The organism is Thioclava sp. SK-1 (assembly GCF_001705665.1).
Lineage (GTDB): Bacteria > Pseudomonadota > Alphaproteobacteria > Rhodobacterales > Rhodobacteraceae > Thioclava.
In genome coordinates this window covers 195,533-210,585 of sequence record NZ_MDHA01000032.1, presented here as the reverse complement: position 1 = coordinate 210,585, position 15,053 = coordinate 195,533, and the positions used below count along the sequence as shown (strand labels likewise).

The window sequence follows — 15,053 nt, the reverse complement described above, 5'->3', positions numbered from 1 at the left end:
CTCCTAATCGTCATCCGGTAACCTTTCGTTAAGATTAACGGCGCACAACGAGAAGGCGAATAAGGCGGAGGATCGGATGAAAACGAGCTTGTTTTCTAACCCCACCCCCTTCACCCCACCCACCACGGAAGACGACAGGCTGTCGATACTCCGTCTTATTCGATCCCGGCGCGTTGGCCCCACAACCTTTCATCGATTAATGGCAGAACACGGATCGGCTCAGGCCGCTTTGGCCGAGCTACCCGCTATTGCGCGTGCTGCCAAAGTGTCCGATTATGCGCCCTGCCCCGAACACCTGGCATTGGATGAGCTGACCGCAGGACAAGGTAGCGGCGCACAGCTGATCTGCTATGGCACCCCCGAATATCCGCAGGCATTGGCAAAAATCGACGATGCGCCGCCCGTTCTTTGGGCCTTGGGCGATATCACCTTACTGCACCGCCCTGCCTTAGCAATCATCGGCGCGCGCAACGCATCCTCGCTTGGGCTACGCATGGCGCGCAGCCTTGCCGCTGATTTGGGGCAAAAGGGCTTTGTGATTACCTCTGGCCTTGCGCGCGGGATTGACACGGCCGCACATCAGGCGGCGCTGGACACAGGAACCATCGCCGTGCAGGCCTGCGGGATCGATGTGATATATCCACGTGAAAATGATGCATTGGCCCAAGAGATCGCGCAGCAGGGGCTGCGGCTGTCGGAAAACCCGCCCGGATTACAACCCCAAGCGCGGCACTTCCCGCAGCGCAACCGCATCATCTCTGGTCTGTCACAGGCGACAATTGTGGTTGAGGCTGCGCATCGCTCTGGAAGCCTGCTGACAGCGCGAGACGCCCTGGATCAGGGACGCGATGTCTTGGCAGTGCCAGGACACCCGTTCGATGCGCGTGCGGCAGGGGGGAACATGTTGATCCGCGACGGCGCCGCGTTGATCCGTAACGCGGAGGATGTCATCGCCGCGTTGTCTGCCACACCAACACCATCGCAACAGCGCCCGACACCAACGCAATCCACCACCGCCCACAGCCCGGCACCGCCAAAGCCCCCCAATGTCACACACCAGCACAGCACACAGCCCCCCAGCACGCCATCACTGGCACTGCGTGAGCAGATCTTGGGGCTGCTTGGCCCCTCCCCCGTGACACAGGACAGCGTAATCCGCGACTTGCAGATTTCTGCCACCGAATTTTCACGCGAAATCGTGCTGCTGGAATTGTCGGGCGCAGTGATTCAGCACCCCGGTGGCCTGATCAGCAAAGCAGTGTAACAGGTGCTGCGACGGCCCACCAACCTCGCCAAAACCCACAGCCCCTGAAAATCGCACAATAGTCCGCATTGACATTCCCCCCATCACTCCCACATGTTCCGCCCGCATAGTCCACAGCCTGATTGAATGAGGTCCACATGGCGGTAGTCGTCGTCGAATCACCAGCCAAAGCCAAGACAATCAACAAATATTTGGGGTCGGACTACACCGTTCTGGCCTCTTTTGGGCATGTTCGCGATCTGCCTCCGAAGGATGGCTCCGTCGATACGGAGCATGAATTCGACATGAAATGGGAAATCGCAGCGGATTCAAAAAAACATATTAAAGCGATCACCGACGCGTTGAAAGACGACGACACATTGATCTTGGCGACTGACCCTGATCGCGAAGGCGAAGCCATTTCATGGCACTTGCAGCAGGCGCTTGAGAAGAAGCTTAAAGGCAAGCATGTCAGCCGAGTGACGTTCAATGCGATCACCAAAAACGCAATTCTGGATGCGATGAAAAAGCCGCGCGAAGTAGACGCGCCGCTGGTCGAGGCCTATCTGGCACGCCGCGCATTGGATTACCTTGTCGGGTTTAAGCTGTCTCCCGTGTTATGGCGCAAATTGCCGGGCGCAAAATCCGCAGGCCGCGTGCAATCGGTATGTCTGCGCCTGATCGTGCAACGCGAGATGGAGATCGAGGCCTTTAAGGCGCGCGAATATTGGTCCGTCATCGCGCAGCTGGAAACCCCTGCCGGCCAAAGCTTTGAAGCACGGTTGACGATGCTGGGCGGTAAGAAGCTTGAAAAATACGACCTGCCTTCTGCGACCGATGCAGAGATGGCCGTGCAGGCCGTGTCCAGCCGGGCATTAAGCGTAACCTCGGTTGAGGCAAAACCTGCGACCCGCAACCCCTACCCGCCGTTCATGACATCGACGCTGCAGCAAGAGGCCAGCCGCAAATTTGGCATGGGCGCCAAGGCCGCAATGTCAGCCGCGCAGCGTTTGTATGAAGCCGGGCATATCACTTATATGCGAACTGATGGCATCGATATGGCGCCAGAAGCCGTGATGCAGGCGCGCGACGCGATCAAGGCGAAATTCGGCGACAGCTATGTCCCGAAATCGCCGCGGATGTATAAGAACAAGGCCAAAAACGCACAAGAAGCACATGAATGTATCCGCCCGACGGATATGCATATGTCCCCCGATGCGTTGAAAGTAACGGCCGATGACCAACGCAAGCTGTATGATCTGATCTGGAAGCGAACGCTTGCTAGCCAGATGGAAGCTGCCCGGTTTGAACGCACTACGGTTTTGATCGGCTCTGGTGATACACAAATCGAGATGCGGGCGACAGGATCGGTCGTGACATTCGACGGGTTCTTGAAAATTTATGACCAAGGCCGCGATGATGACGAAGGCGAAGACAGCAACCGGCTGCCACAGATCGCACAAGGCGACGCGTTAAAACCCCATGCGCAGGCCTATCAGGCGGCATTTGCCAAAGCGCAGGGCGATGACACGCTGGTCGATGCCGAAGCCCCCGGCATTCAACGTTGCCCGGCCGCGGTCATGAGCGAAGACGGCGCCATCTTTGGTGGCCAACACCATACGCAGCCCCCGCCCCGCTACACCGAAGCGACGCTGGTCAAACGTATGGAAGAGCTGGGGATCGGCCGCCCATCGACCTATGCGTCGATTGTAACGACGATTCAGGATCGCGGCTATGTTCTGAAAGACAAGAACCGTCTGGCCCCAGAAGATAAGGGCCGTTTGGTTACGGCCTTTTTGGAAAATTATTTCAGCCGCTATGTAGAATATGATTTCACTGCCGGGCTTGAAGATCAGCTGGATGATATCTCTGCCGGGGAGCGCGATTACAAAGATGTTCTGGCGCGGTTCTGGAAGGATTTCTCGGCGGCGTTGGACGGCACGACCGAACTGCGGATTACCGAAGTTCTGGACAAGATCGACGAGGTTCTTGGCCCACATCTGTATCCGCCCCGCCCCGACGGCAGCAATCCACGCGTCTGCCCGGTATGTGGTGACGGCGCGCTGCACCTGAAAACTGCACGCTCTGGCGGGGCCTTTATCGGCTGCGGCAACTATCCTGAATGCCGCTATACCCGCCCGTTGTCCGCCCCCGATGGGGACGATGCCGCACAGGCGCTAGACGGCAAGATTTTGGGCGAAGAAGATGGTCAGGCCATCAGTCTGCGGGTCGGGCGCTTTGGCCCCTATGTGCAGAAAGGGGAGGCAACCGAAGAGGTTCCTAAACCCCCACGCGCGTCTTTGCCAAAGACATGGCCGCCCGAAGATCTGGATCTGGAAAAGGCGCTGATGCTGCTGCATCTGCCGCGCGAAGTTGGCACGCATCCTGAAGACGGTGTGATGATCGAAGCAGCCATCGGGCGCTATGGTCCCTATGTGAAGCACAATAAGGTCTATGCAAACCTGCCTTCGGTCGAAGATGTGTTCACCATCGGCATGAACCACGCGGTTGAGGTTCTGGCACAAAAGGCTGCATCACGCGGCGGACGCGGCGCGGCTGCCAAACCGCTCAAAGAAATCGGCGATCACCCCGATGGCGGGCCGATCAACGTTATGCCGGGCCGCTATGGTCCCTATGTCAAATGGGAAAAAGTCAACGCGACCATTCCCAAGGACGTAGAGCCTGAAGCGGTAACGATGGAGCAAGCCCTGGAATGGATCGCTGAAAAACAGGCGAAATCCCCAAAGAAGAAAGCGCCTGCCAAAAAGGCACCGGCGAAAAAGGCGGCGGCGAAAAAACCTGCGGCCAAGAAAGCCCCAGCAAAGAAGCCCGCCGCCAAGAAACCGGCAGCGAAAAAGACCACGGCAGCAAAAACATCGGCGGCTGACACAGCATCCGATGATGGGGTCGCAGACGATAGCTAAGATCAAAGCCTGGGCGGTTAATTTCTACCGCCCGGGCCTTTGGCCTGCACTGCCGAAGGCTTGCAACTCCCTATCACCTAAGGCTACGCTGCATTGCAGCGATTGACTCATGGCGCGCAACCTTGGCAGCATGCGCGCGGAAAGGGAGGATTTCATGAAAAAAATATACGGCTCGGCGGCGGAGGCCTTAGATGGTCTTTTGTCAGACGGGATGCTGATTGCCGCTGGCGGCTTCGGCCTATGCGGCATTCCTGAATTGCTAATCGATGCGATCGTGGCGGATGGGGTCAAGGACCTGACAGTGGCCTCCAATAACGCCGGTGTTGACGGGTTCGGCCTTGGCAAATTGCTTGAGACACGTCAGATCAAAAAGATGATGTCCTCTTATGTTGGTGAAAACGCTGAATTTATGCGCCAGTATCTGTCAGGTGAGCTGGAACTGGAATTCAACCCGCAAGGCACATTGGCAGAGCGGATGCGCTCTGGCGGGTGCGGCATTCCCGGGTTTTACACAAAGACCGGCGTCGGCACACAGATCGCCGAAGGCAAAGAGCACAAAGATTTCAATGGCGAGACCTACATCCTGGAAGAAGGGATCTTTGCGGATCTGGCCATTGTAAAGGCGTGGAAAGCGGATGAGACTGGCAATGCCATTTTCCGAAAAACGGCGCGCAATTTTAACCCACCCGCTGCGATGTGCGGTAAGATCTGTGTGATGGAGGTCGAGGAAATCGTGCCCGTCGGCACATTGGACCCCGACAGCATCCACCTGCCCGGCATCTATGTGCACCGCCTGATCCAGGGCGCGCATGAGAAGCGGATTGAAAAAGTCACCACACGCGCGAAGGAGGCCTGATATGCCCTGGGATCGCAATCAGATGGCGGCACGGGCCGCATTGGAATTGGAAGACGGCACATATGTGAACCTAGGCATCGGAATTCCGACCCTGGTGCCGAATTTCATCCCCGAAGGCGTGAATGTCACCCTGCAATCGGAAAACGGCATGTTGGGCATGGGCCCATTCCCCTATGAGGGGGACGAAGACCCCGACCTTATCAACGCCGGCAAGCAGACGATTACCGAATTGCCCAGCACGGTGTATTTCGATTCGGCACAAAGCTTTGGCATGATTCGTGGTGGCAAAATCGCAGCGGCGATTTTGGGTGCCATGGAAGTGGCCGAAAACGGCGATTTGGCGAATTGGATGATCCCCGGTAAGCTCGTCAAAGGGATGGGCGGCGCAATGGATCTTGTCGCCGGCGTTGGCCGCGTGGTGGTGGTGATGGACCACACCAACAAACACGGTGATTCTAAGGTGCTGAAAGCCTGCACTTTGCCGCTGACCGGCACGGGTGTGGTCAACCGCATTATCACCAACCTTGGCGTGCTGGATGTTGTCGAGGGCGGTCTTAAAATCCTGGAGCTGGCCGACGGCGTGACAGAGGCCCAGATGCGAGACGCCACCGAAGCGACCATTGTTGACTGACATCGGTTGATGGCTATGACCGTGCAAACACCAAGGGCAGCCCATGTGGCTGCCCTTGGGCATTAACCGCCAGCAAAAACGCAGCCATCTGTGACAAGCTGCGGCGGCGTGCGGCACAGACCGCGCGCAACAGACCATGCGGCCAAAACCTTGGGAACATAATCGCGGGTTTCGGTGTAATCAGGCACGCCATTGTTGCGTTTGACTGCATTTTCTCCGGCGTTATAGGCGGCGATTACCATCAAAGGATCCCGGTCAAATTCTTGCATCAGCCAATTCAAATAGGCCACACCGCCGCGAATATTTTCTGCCGGATTGGCGCTGTCCGTGACATCGAACCGTTCAGCCGTGGCTGGGATCAATTGCATCAACCCGACCGCCCCGGCATGCGACACCGCATCATGGCGCCCTGCCGATTCGGTTGAAATCATTGCCAAAACCAGCGCCGGAGAGACCTCTGTCCCGATCGTTGCTTTCAATATATCAGTCCCATGCGCCATGGCGATTTTTTGCAAATCGGTCAAACGCGGGCCGCGCACGCCCCGGCCCTGTGGGCCCTGCGACAGCGCGGCCAGGGCCTTTTCAAACCGCCCACTGCGATCGGAAATCGCGGGCGACACTTTCGTCCAGTACCAATCATAGGCCGCTTTGCGCTTGGGCTTATCGGCTGCCTCCCCTGGGGTATCGGGGGTAAGGGGCACAAAGGGCTGTGCCGCCTGCCCGGCCAAGGCACGTTTTTGTTCCTCTGGATCAATCTGAATCGTCAAGAAGCGTTTTTGCCCCGGTGCCGGAGGTTTCACCGTTTTGGGTTTATAATGTTGCACCGTAGGCGAAGCGTTTATCGTCGGCGTTCGATTGACCGTCGGCGTCGTAACCTGCGCATGCCCCATCGCCCCTGACAGCGCATATATCAGCCCAACGGCGCCCATTCGCACCAAATACCGCATGGTGAAACTCCGCTCAATATGCCGAGCGCCCCCGGCCTTGCCTCAATCTTTGGGGTTTGACCCTCTTGTGACCAAGTATCAGGCGTTTCAGCGGCAAAAGCCAGATCTTTGGCCCGCATAGCCCCGTCTTAGGCCCAGTTTGGGTCTTTATGCCACGCTACATCTTTGGCCATGCCTGCGAATCTTCTGTCTGGGTCGCATTATGGTTAATGGTTAAAAAAATATTGAGACCAAGAAATCGTACAAATGCCGCCCTAATCGCGCCACGATTGACCGCAATAAAACCCCCAGACCGCAACACAGCAGGGCCGCTAAACGCCCAATCGACGCGGTCCCTGCAACCGAATTCAACGATGGAGTTATCCAATGCAAATGTTCAAAGTTATCCGCAAAGTCCGTGACGAAGAAGAAGGCGCCGTGACCGTAGACTGGGTCGTGCTGACCGCAGCTGTCGTTGGCCTGGGCGCAGCAGCGCTTGGCTTCATCCGCTCCAGCACCGGCGATCTGACCACCAAAATCGCGAACTATGTCGGCAGCGCAGAAGTCAAAACGACCTTCAGCGAATAAGCGTTCCCGCGACGCATTGGGCCGCAGGAGTGATTGCCAATCGCATGTCAACCCGACGCCCAGACAAGATCAGGCCTGCTACGTTACGCGTAGCAGGCCTTTTCCATTGTTCGATCGTGCAACTTAGCCACGCGCATTTCGCACGCAGAAAACACACTGATTTTTGCAAAACGCACCAATGCGCAAACGCCATGTAATGCCACCGATTTCGACGCATTCTTGCCATGTTTCCCCACCATAACAGAGTCACACCAGACGGGCACCAGCACCCAAGACCCAAGACCCAAGCGCCGTCAGACATAAGTTAACAGTATCCAAGCCAGTGGAGTTATCCCATGAACATGTTCAAAGTCATCCGCAAAGTCCGTGACGAAGAAGAAGGCGCCGTGACCGTAGACTGGGTCGTGCTGACCGCAGCGGTCGTTGGCCTGGGCGCAGCGGCGCTTGGCTTCATCCGCTCCAGCACCGGCGATCTGACCACCAAAGTTGCAAACTATGTCGGCAGCGCAGAAGTCAAAACGACATTTAGCGAATAAGATATCTGGTAGGGCTGACAGCGCAATCGGCGCGCCACCCCGCCAAATTGGAATATAACAAAAGCCCGCCATGTGCGGGCTTTTGCTATTGTGCACCCACGATGAACTGCACCAATATGCAAACGCTGGATGTTACATCCACCATGATAAGCCCAACCGGGTAGAATCTATTTTTCACGCACCCCAATAAATCTTAAATAAAATTTAACACGTCGCGCAAACGTACGAATGCCGCCCAATTTGCGACACGATCTGACGCCAAATTACCCTCAGACCGTGACACATTAAGGGATCGAAGCGATGATGACCCCGACACCCCACGCTACGGTTTCCTGTTAATGCATTCCAATGGAGCAAGTCCTATGAATATGTTTAAAATTATCCGCAAAGTCCGTGACGAAGAAGAAGGCGCCGTGACCGTAGATTGGGTTGTGCTGACCGCAGCCGTTGTTGGCCTAAGCGCCGCGGCCCTTGGCTTCATCCGTTCCAGCACCGGTGACCTGACCACGAAAATCGCGAACTATGTTGGCAGCGCAGAAGTCAAAACGACCTTCAGCGAATAAGCCATCACAGCTGCCGCCATCTGGCCATCGTGATCATCACAAGCCGCGCCTCTCCGGGCGCGGCTTGTTCGATTTTTACCCAACGCGCCAAGCCTGGCCACATCTTTAAAAATGAATATTTGTTCTTGCCTGAATGTTAAATTGCGCCCCTGCCCCGGAAAAGTGCAATTGCCGTATTTGCGCCCCAAAACCGCCCTAACCTCAACCATAAGCCTGCGTTATTTAAGCCCATGTAAAAACGAAGGGATACGCCACTATGCTCGCCCCACACCTCGCGCCGGCGAAAATATATGCCGATGAAACGGGCGCCGTTACTGTCGACTGGGTCGCGCTGACGGCCGCCATCGTCGCAATGGGCATGATTGTCGGTGGCATCATATGGGGCCCTTCGAACAATGCATCTGAAAAGGTGCGGGATTTCATTTCAACGCAAGAGGTCAAAACAACCTTTTGACACCGCGTTGACCACAGCTTCGCCGCCGCACCGTCACGGTTTCGCCTAATTTTTAGTGAAGAGTTGGCGACACAACCGCCACGCAATCAATTCCAAAGATCATAGGATCTTATTCGGAAGGAGCTTCCCATGCGCGCCATTTTTGCACTTGTTCTTGTTCTGGGTGTCGCATTGGCCGGCGCAGCCGTTTATCTGGCACAAGGCGAAATTTCCAATATTCAGGCCCAGCGTGACGCCTTGGCACAGATGAAAGACAGCGCGCCAAAGCTGGTCGACGTTGTCGTTTCAAAAACAACAATGAAATACGGCCAACGGTTCACCCAAAACGATTTAGAAGTGATCAAAGTTCAGGCTGACAAAGTGCCCGAACATGTGTTTCACCTGATCAGCGCGCCGATGGGATCGCCGCAGGCCCCCTATGCCGTCTTTTTGGATGGCGAAACCAGGCCACGCGCTGCATTGCGCTCCATGGAAGTCTACGAGCCGCTGCTGTCGTCCAAAATCACCGAACCAGGTGTGGATGCAGGTATTTCGGCCAGCCTGGGCGCAGGGATGCGCGCCTTTACCATTCAGGTGAACGCCATCTCCAGCGTCTCTGGCTTCTTGCGGCCGGGGCACCATGTCGATGTTTATTGGTCGGGCACGATCGACGGACGCTCTGTCACACGGCTGATTCAGCCAAGCCTGAAGCTGATCGCAATTGACCAGAATTCGGATGCAGATCGCAGCGCCGAGACGCAGCTGGCGCGGACCGTCACTGCCGAAGTTACCCCCCAGCAGGTCGCGGCTTTGACTCTGGCACAATCGACCGGACAGCTGACCTTGGCGCTGGTAGGGGATGAGATCGAAGGCGACATGCCGCAGATTGAAATCGACCGGAACGCACTGCTTGGGATCGAAGTCGCAGAGCAGGTCAAGGTGGAAGCCCCGCGTGTCTGCACAATCCGCACCCGCAAAGGCGGCGACGTGATTGAAACGCCGATCCCCTGCACAAATTAATCTTTTGCGCATCGGTTCTAAGCAAACACAGGGGCTTAACGGCCCCTGTCGTCATTTCAAGACCAAATTTAAAAGTTCAAATAAGCCCGCCTTGTGGCTAAAAACACACATGAAGTTATTCAACTAAGGCATTGTTTGTTGCAAAAAATAAAGCTCTCGGTCATTGTAAAAGCAATTATGGGGCAAAAGATCCCAAAACGGGCATCAGATCCGTATCAAAGAGGCGTGGTCGGAGAGGCAGGATCACCATGAAAATGAAGCGTATTATTGCGGCGGGTATCGTCGGACTGGCGTTATGCCTGTCACTGATTACACCTGTAGCGGCTGAAACATTGCGGATTATGTCGGGGGCGTCATCGTCACCACTCTCCGTTCCCATGAACCGCGCGGTGGTCGTTGAAAGCGACACGCCGTTTGCAGAGCTATCCATCGCGAATCCCGGTATCGCGGATATCACGACATTGTCTGATCGCACGATCTATGTGCTGGGCAAGGTGCCCGGGCGCACAACTATGACGATCCTGGGTGTCGATGGGAAATTGATCACCAATGTGGAGGTTCAGGTCACTCCCGATTTGGGTGAATTCAAAGAACGTCTGCGGCAGATCTTACCGGGCGAAACAATTGAGGTCCGCACCGCCAATGACGGCATCGTAATGTCGGGCACTGTATCTTCGGCAGCCAAGCTGGACCGGGCGCTGGAACTGGCCAACCGCTATGCCCCGGACCGTGTGTCGAATTTGATGTCGGTCGGCGGCACGCAGCAGGTGATGTTGAAAGTGCGCTTTGCCGAAATGCAGCGCTCAGTGTCCAAAAATCTTTCGGCCTCTTTAGGCGTTCGTGGTATCACGGGCAGCGGCGATAGCGCGGTTGGCACCGCCGCAGGCACCGGTTCATTCACCGGCACCGATGCGCTGTCGAACGCGTTTGACGGCGGCACATTCCCGGTTTCAAACTCTGCGCAAGGGGCCTTGGGCCTTGGCTTTACTGCGGGCAATCTTGAATTTGCGGTCTTGCTCGAAGCGTTGGAACAAAAAGGCGTTGTCCGCACTTTGGCTGAACCCAACCTGACAGCGTTGTCGGGACAAGAGGCGACCTTCCTCGCCGGTGGCGAATACCCGATCCCGGTGGTCGAAGACAATTCCGTCACCGTGCAATACAAACCATTCGGCGTCGAAATGGCCTTCACCCCTCGTGTGGTGGATGGCGACATCATCAATCTGGAAATCGCCGCGGCGGTTTCGGGCATTGATACATCTGTTTCAGTCACCGCCTCGGGCTTTTCCGTGAACGCGTTCAAACGCCGCGAGACCCGCACCACCGTGGAGATGCGCGACGGTGAAAGCTTCGCGATTGCTGGGCTGCTGCAAGACGATTTCACCGATCTGAACGGTCAGGTTCCGTGGTTGGGCGACATCCCGATCCTGGGCGCCCTGTTCCGTTCGGCCGAATATGAACGCAACCAGTCAGAGCTGGTGATCATCGTCACACCACATCTGGTCACACCGACCCGTGGTGAGGCCTTGGCACTGCCGACCGATCGTGTGCGCCTGCCCTCAGAATCAGACCTGTTCCTTTTCGGAAGAACAACCGGCGCCAAAACCGGCGCGGCTGCAGAAGTTGCCAAGCAAGACTTCTCCGGCTCCTATGGCTATGTGATGGAGTAACCGATGCAGGTTTATATGAAAAACATGCGCGGGGCTTTGATCACGCTCGGTCTGATCGCTTTGTCTGCTTGCACCTATCAAGACCGAATGGAATTCAATTCCGAAGCCGGGTCTGAACTGTCTGGCACCGGGTTTGGCAACGCCACGATGCAAAACACCATGGTCCAATCGGGTGCGCGCGACTATGCGATCAGCCTGACCAAGAAATTTGCCGCGGACGTGCCCAATACGGTCAACTTTGCCTTCAACTCTGCCGCGTTAACTCCACAGGCCCGCACGGCTCTGGATCGGCAGGCGGATTGGATCAAACAATTTCCAGAGGTGCGTTTCCGCGTCTTCGGCCATACCGATCTGGTCGGATCCAGCGGGTATAACAAGGCGCTTGGCTTAAAACGTGCGCGCGCTGTCGTAGGCTACCTAAGTAGCCGTGGCATTTCACGCGCCCGCCTGGAAGCAGTGGTCAGTTTCGGGGAAACACAACCCTTGGTGCCGGTAAATGCGCCGAATGCGGAAAACCGGCGCACCGTGACCGAAGTATCTGGCTTTGTGAAAAATCACCCCACCGTTATGAACGGCAAATACGCAATGGTCGTATTTCGCGATTACGTAACAAGCGCTTCATCAGCGCCCACTGTTGCGGCGGTATCTGCGCCCTAACCGGTTTTCACCATACTATCGTTAATTCAACAGCGCGGCTTGGAAACAAGCCGCGCTTTTTGCTGCGATCGTCGCCCGATATCCCACAATTGATTTTGTCTGGCCCCAATCTCGCCAAGATTCGAGACGATTTTAACTTCTAACAAGTAAATCCGACGAACGAGTCGGCACTGGGCCTATGGGAACCCCCGACAGATGATTTCGCTCTGTCGCCCGTGGTCGCCCCGAAGGAAAGGAATGAGGCAAATGAGTGCAGCTGCGATCATGACACCCGAACCCGCGCCCATCGTGGCCTGCACGGTGTCGCGTGACGTCTCTAACTTTGATCTTCTGATCGAGGACATGGAATCCGAACTGGGTGAAAGCTGGGGTGACCTTGGCTTTGATGAGGCAATTGCCTTTTTGGACCAACCCGATAGTGAGGCGCTGGAATTTATCGCGCTCGCTCTAGACCAAGATGATGAAACCAACCTTGATGTGATCACCAAAATCATCGCAGCCGCCAAAAAGAAGGGCCTGCGCGTTATCTTGATCGCGGAAGAAGTATCGCCAATCGCCTTGCACCAACTGCTGCGGATCGGTGCGGATGATTTTGTCCCCTATCCCCTGCCCGAGGGCGCTTTGCATGAGGCGATTGACCGCCTTGGACAATCCGACGCCCCGGCACAGATCTCGGCGCATATCGCCCCGCCCAGCTTTGGCTCTGCGACATCGGCCAACGGGTCGATCCTGGCGGTGCATGGCATGTCCGGCGGCGTGGGGGCCACGACATTCGCGACCAATCTGGCATGGGAGCTGGCCAATATGGGCGGCCAGAAAAAGAACCCGCAACCTGCGCCGCGTGTCTGCCTGATTGATCTAGATTTCCAATATGGGTCCGTCGCGACCTATCTGGACCTACCCCGCCGCGAAGTCGTATTTGAAACTCTGACCGATACCGCCAACATGGACGCCGAAAGCTTCCGCGCGGCCCTTCTGACATTCAATGACAAGCTGCATATTCTGACCGCGCCACCAGATATGCTGCCGTTGGACATCATTGGTCCGGAAGATATTGAACGATTGCTGACCGTTGCGCGGTCCAATTTCGACTTTGTGATTATCGACATGCCGTCCACCGTTGTGCAATGGACCGAAACCGTCCTGTCGAAATCGGATGTCTATTTCACCCTGCTAGAGCTGGACATGCGCACCGCACAAAACGCGCTGCGTATGATCCGCGCCCTTCAGGCAGAGGATTTGCCGGTCGAAAAGCTGCGCTTTGGTCTGAACCGTGCACCGAAATTTACCGATCTGAATGGAAAGTCACGGATCAAACGGCTGGCTGAAAGCCTGGATATATCAATCGATCTGCTGCTGCCCGATGGCGGGCGTCAGGTCACACAGGCCAATGACCACGGGCTGCCACTGTCGGAATCCGCCGCGAAATGCCCGCTGCGCAAAGAGCTTCAAAAGCTTGCACAATCCATCTTTGATGTTCATGTCGCGGCTGACGCTGCGGCACGCTGATCCTTTCGTTTGACCCTAAGAGGCTATCATGTTCTCGCGTTACAAAAAGCCTGCCAATGCCCCAAAGGTTGCCCCGATCGCAACCGCGAAGGCCGCGTCTGCGGCACCCGTGGTGGCGGCACATGCGCCAGAAATGACGCCACCTCCGGTCAAAAAAATTCAACGTAAGCAAGATGTTGCATCGACATCGGCAACCCCTGCCCCGTCTGACAAAGAACGTAAACGCAAAGAAAAAATTGCCGAGGTCAAGACCGAGCTTCACAAGCGGCTCTTGGAGGATCTGAACCTTGCTGCGTTGGAAAGCGCAAGCGAAACTGACCTGCGCCGTGAAATTGCGGCCATCTCGGCAGAGGCGGTGCAAGAGCTGTCCTTGTCGATCACTGGGGTCGAACGTCAGGCGCTGAATACCGAACTTTATGATGAGGTCATGGGCCTTGGCCCGCTGGAGCCATTGCTGAAAGACGAGACGATCTCAGATATTTTGGTCAACGGACCAAAGCAGATCTTTGTCGAACGTTCGGGCAAATTGCAGCTGTCGGATGTGACCTTCAAAGATGAACCGCATCTGATGCGCATCATCGATAAGATCGTCTCGGCTGTGGGGCGGCGGGTGGACGAATCTAACCCATATGTCGATGCGCGCTTGCAAGATGGATCGCGTTTCAACGCGATGGTTCCGCCAATTGCGGTGGACGGCTCGCTTGTGTCGATCCGTAAATTTAAGAAAGACAAGCTTGGCATTGATGATCTGGTCAATTTCGGTGCCTTCACCGAAGAAATGGCCGCTTATCTGCAGGCTGCCGTATCAACGCGGCTGAATGTGATTGTGTCGGGCGGGACCGGTTCAGGTAAAACCACAACCTTGAACGCGCTATCGTCTTTTATCGACAATTCAGAGCGGATTTTGACCATCGAAGACACTGCGGAACTTCAGCTGCAGCAGATCCATGTGGGCCGGATGGAAAGCCGCCCGCCCAACGTTGAGGGCAAGGGCGCCGTTTCCCCCCGTGACTGTCTGAAAAACGCCCTGCGGATGCGACCGGACCGAATTATCGTAGGCGAAACCCGCGGCGAAGAGGTCATCGACATGTTGCAGGCGATGAACACTGGCCATGACGGGTCGATGACCACAATCCACGCGAACAATGCACGCGATGGCATCTCTCGGTTAGAAAACATGATTGCGATGGCCGGGATTGACATGCCGCTCAAGGCGGTTCGCTCACAGATTTCTTCTGCTGTGAACCTGATCGTACAGGCGTCGCGTCTGCAGGACGGCTCACGACGGATGACCTCAATCACGGAAATCACTGGTATGGAAGGCGATGTCATCTCGATGCAGGAAATCTTCCGATATGAGCGGCTGGGCCTGACCCCGGACAATAAAATTATTGGTCGCTTCACCGCCACGGGTGTGCGGTCGCATTACTCGGATCGTTTCAAGCAGTGGGGATATGACCTGCCTGCTTCGATTTACGAACCGGTTCAGGATTAAGGGAT

The 15,053-nt window shown here is 56.1% G+C and carries 14 protein-coding genes; 13 read left to right on the top strand and 1 reads right to left on the bottom strand.

What is annotated here, in order from left to right; translation table 11 throughout:
* The first annotated feature begins 76 nt into the window (after positions 1–76).
* The 4 genes from dprA (at position 77) to BFP70_RS07155 (ending at position 5,654) form a co-directional block, all read left to right on the top strand.
* On the top strand, positions 77–1,264 hold the full coding sequence (gene dprA, locus BFP70_RS07170; RefSeq protein WP_066010670.1) for a DNA-processing protein DprA: 1,188 nt from the start codon (positions 77–79) through the stop codon (positions 1,262–1,264).
* Positions 1,265–1,401: 137 nt separating this feature from the next.
* Positions 1,402–4,167, top strand: a complete 2,766-nt coding sequence (topA, locus tag BFP70_RS07165; protein ID WP_066010669.1) for a type I DNA topoisomerase — start codon at positions 1,402–1,404, stop codon at positions 4,165–4,167.
* Positions 4,168–4,321: 154 nt separating this feature from the next.
* Positions 4,322–5,023, top strand: coding sequence for a CoA transferase subunit A (locus BFP70_RS07160; RefSeq protein ID WP_066010946.1), 702 nt, complete (start codon positions 4,322–4,324; stop codon positions 5,021–5,023).
* Position 5,024: 1 nt separating this feature from the next.
* Entirely contained in the window at positions 5,025–5,654 is a 630-nt protein-coding gene (locus BFP70_RS07155) for a 3-oxoacid CoA-transferase subunit B (protein WP_066010668.1), read from the top strand.
* 62 nt (positions 5,655–5,716) lie between these two features.
* Here the strand turns inward: BFP70_RS07155 and BFP70_RS07150 are convergent, their stop codons facing one another.
* A complete protein-coding gene (locus BFP70_RS07150; protein ID WP_255356629.1) occupies positions 5,717–6,601 on the bottom strand; it encodes a lytic transglycosylase domain-containing protein in 885 nt (294 codons plus the stop codon).
* A 372-nt stretch (positions 6,602–6,973) separates the two neighbouring features.
* Here BFP70_RS07150 and BFP70_RS07140 point away from each other — a divergent pair, with 372 nt between their 5' ends.
* From BFP70_RS07140 to BFP70_RS07100, 9 genes are all read left to right on the top strand, one after another.
* Positions 6,974–7,168, top strand: a complete 195-nt coding sequence (locus BFP70_RS07140) for a hypothetical protein (RefSeq protein WP_066010944.1) — start codon at positions 6,974–6,976, stop codon at positions 7,166–7,168.
* 341 nt (positions 7,169–7,509) lie between these two features.
* Complete coding sequence (locus BFP70_RS07135; protein ID WP_066010943.1) at positions 7,510–7,704, top strand: hypothetical protein; 195 nt, start codon at positions 7,510–7,512, stop codon at positions 7,702–7,704.
* A gap of 362 nt (positions 7,705–8,066) precedes the next feature.
* Positions 8,067–8,267 (top strand): hypothetical protein, encoded by a 201-nt coding sequence (locus BFP70_RS07130; protein ID WP_083217386.1) that lies wholly within the window; start codon positions 8,067–8,069, stop codon positions 8,265–8,267.
* 256 nt (positions 8,268–8,523) lie between these two features.
* Positions 8,524–8,721, top strand: a complete 198-nt coding sequence (locus tag BFP70_RS07125; RefSeq protein WP_066010666.1) for a hypothetical protein — start codon at positions 8,524–8,526, stop codon at positions 8,719–8,721.
* A 129-nt stretch (positions 8,722–8,850) separates the two neighbouring features.
* On the top strand, positions 8,851–9,720 hold the full coding sequence (gene cpaB / locus BFP70_RS07120; RefSeq protein WP_066010665.1) for a Flp pilus assembly protein CpaB: 870 nt from the start codon (positions 8,851–8,853) through the stop codon (positions 9,718–9,720).
* Between the two features lie 248 nt (positions 9,721–9,968).
* Positions 9,969–11,387, top strand: coding sequence for a type II and III secretion system protein family protein (locus BFP70_RS07115; protein ID WP_066010664.1), 1,419 nt, complete (start codon positions 9,969–9,971; stop codon positions 11,385–11,387).
* Positions 11,388–11,390: 3 nt separating this feature from the next.
* The gene (locus BFP70_RS07110; RefSeq protein ID WP_083217385.1) at positions 11,391–12,044 is read left to right on the top strand and encodes an OmpA family protein; all 654 of its coding nucleotides are present in this window, start codon (positions 11,391–11,393) and stop codon (positions 12,042–12,044) included.
* A 246-nt stretch (positions 12,045–12,290) separates the two neighbouring features.
* A complete protein-coding gene (locus BFP70_RS07105; RefSeq protein WP_066010663.1) occupies positions 12,291–13,553 on the top strand; it encodes an AAA family ATPase in 1,263 nt (420 codons plus the stop codon).
* Positions 13,554–13,581: 28 nt separating this feature from the next.
* A complete protein-coding gene (locus BFP70_RS07100) occupies positions 13,582–15,048 on the top strand; it encodes a CpaF family protein (protein ID WP_066010662.1) in 1,467 nt (488 codons plus the stop codon).
* The last annotated feature ends 5 nt before the right edge of the window (positions 15,049–15,053 follow it).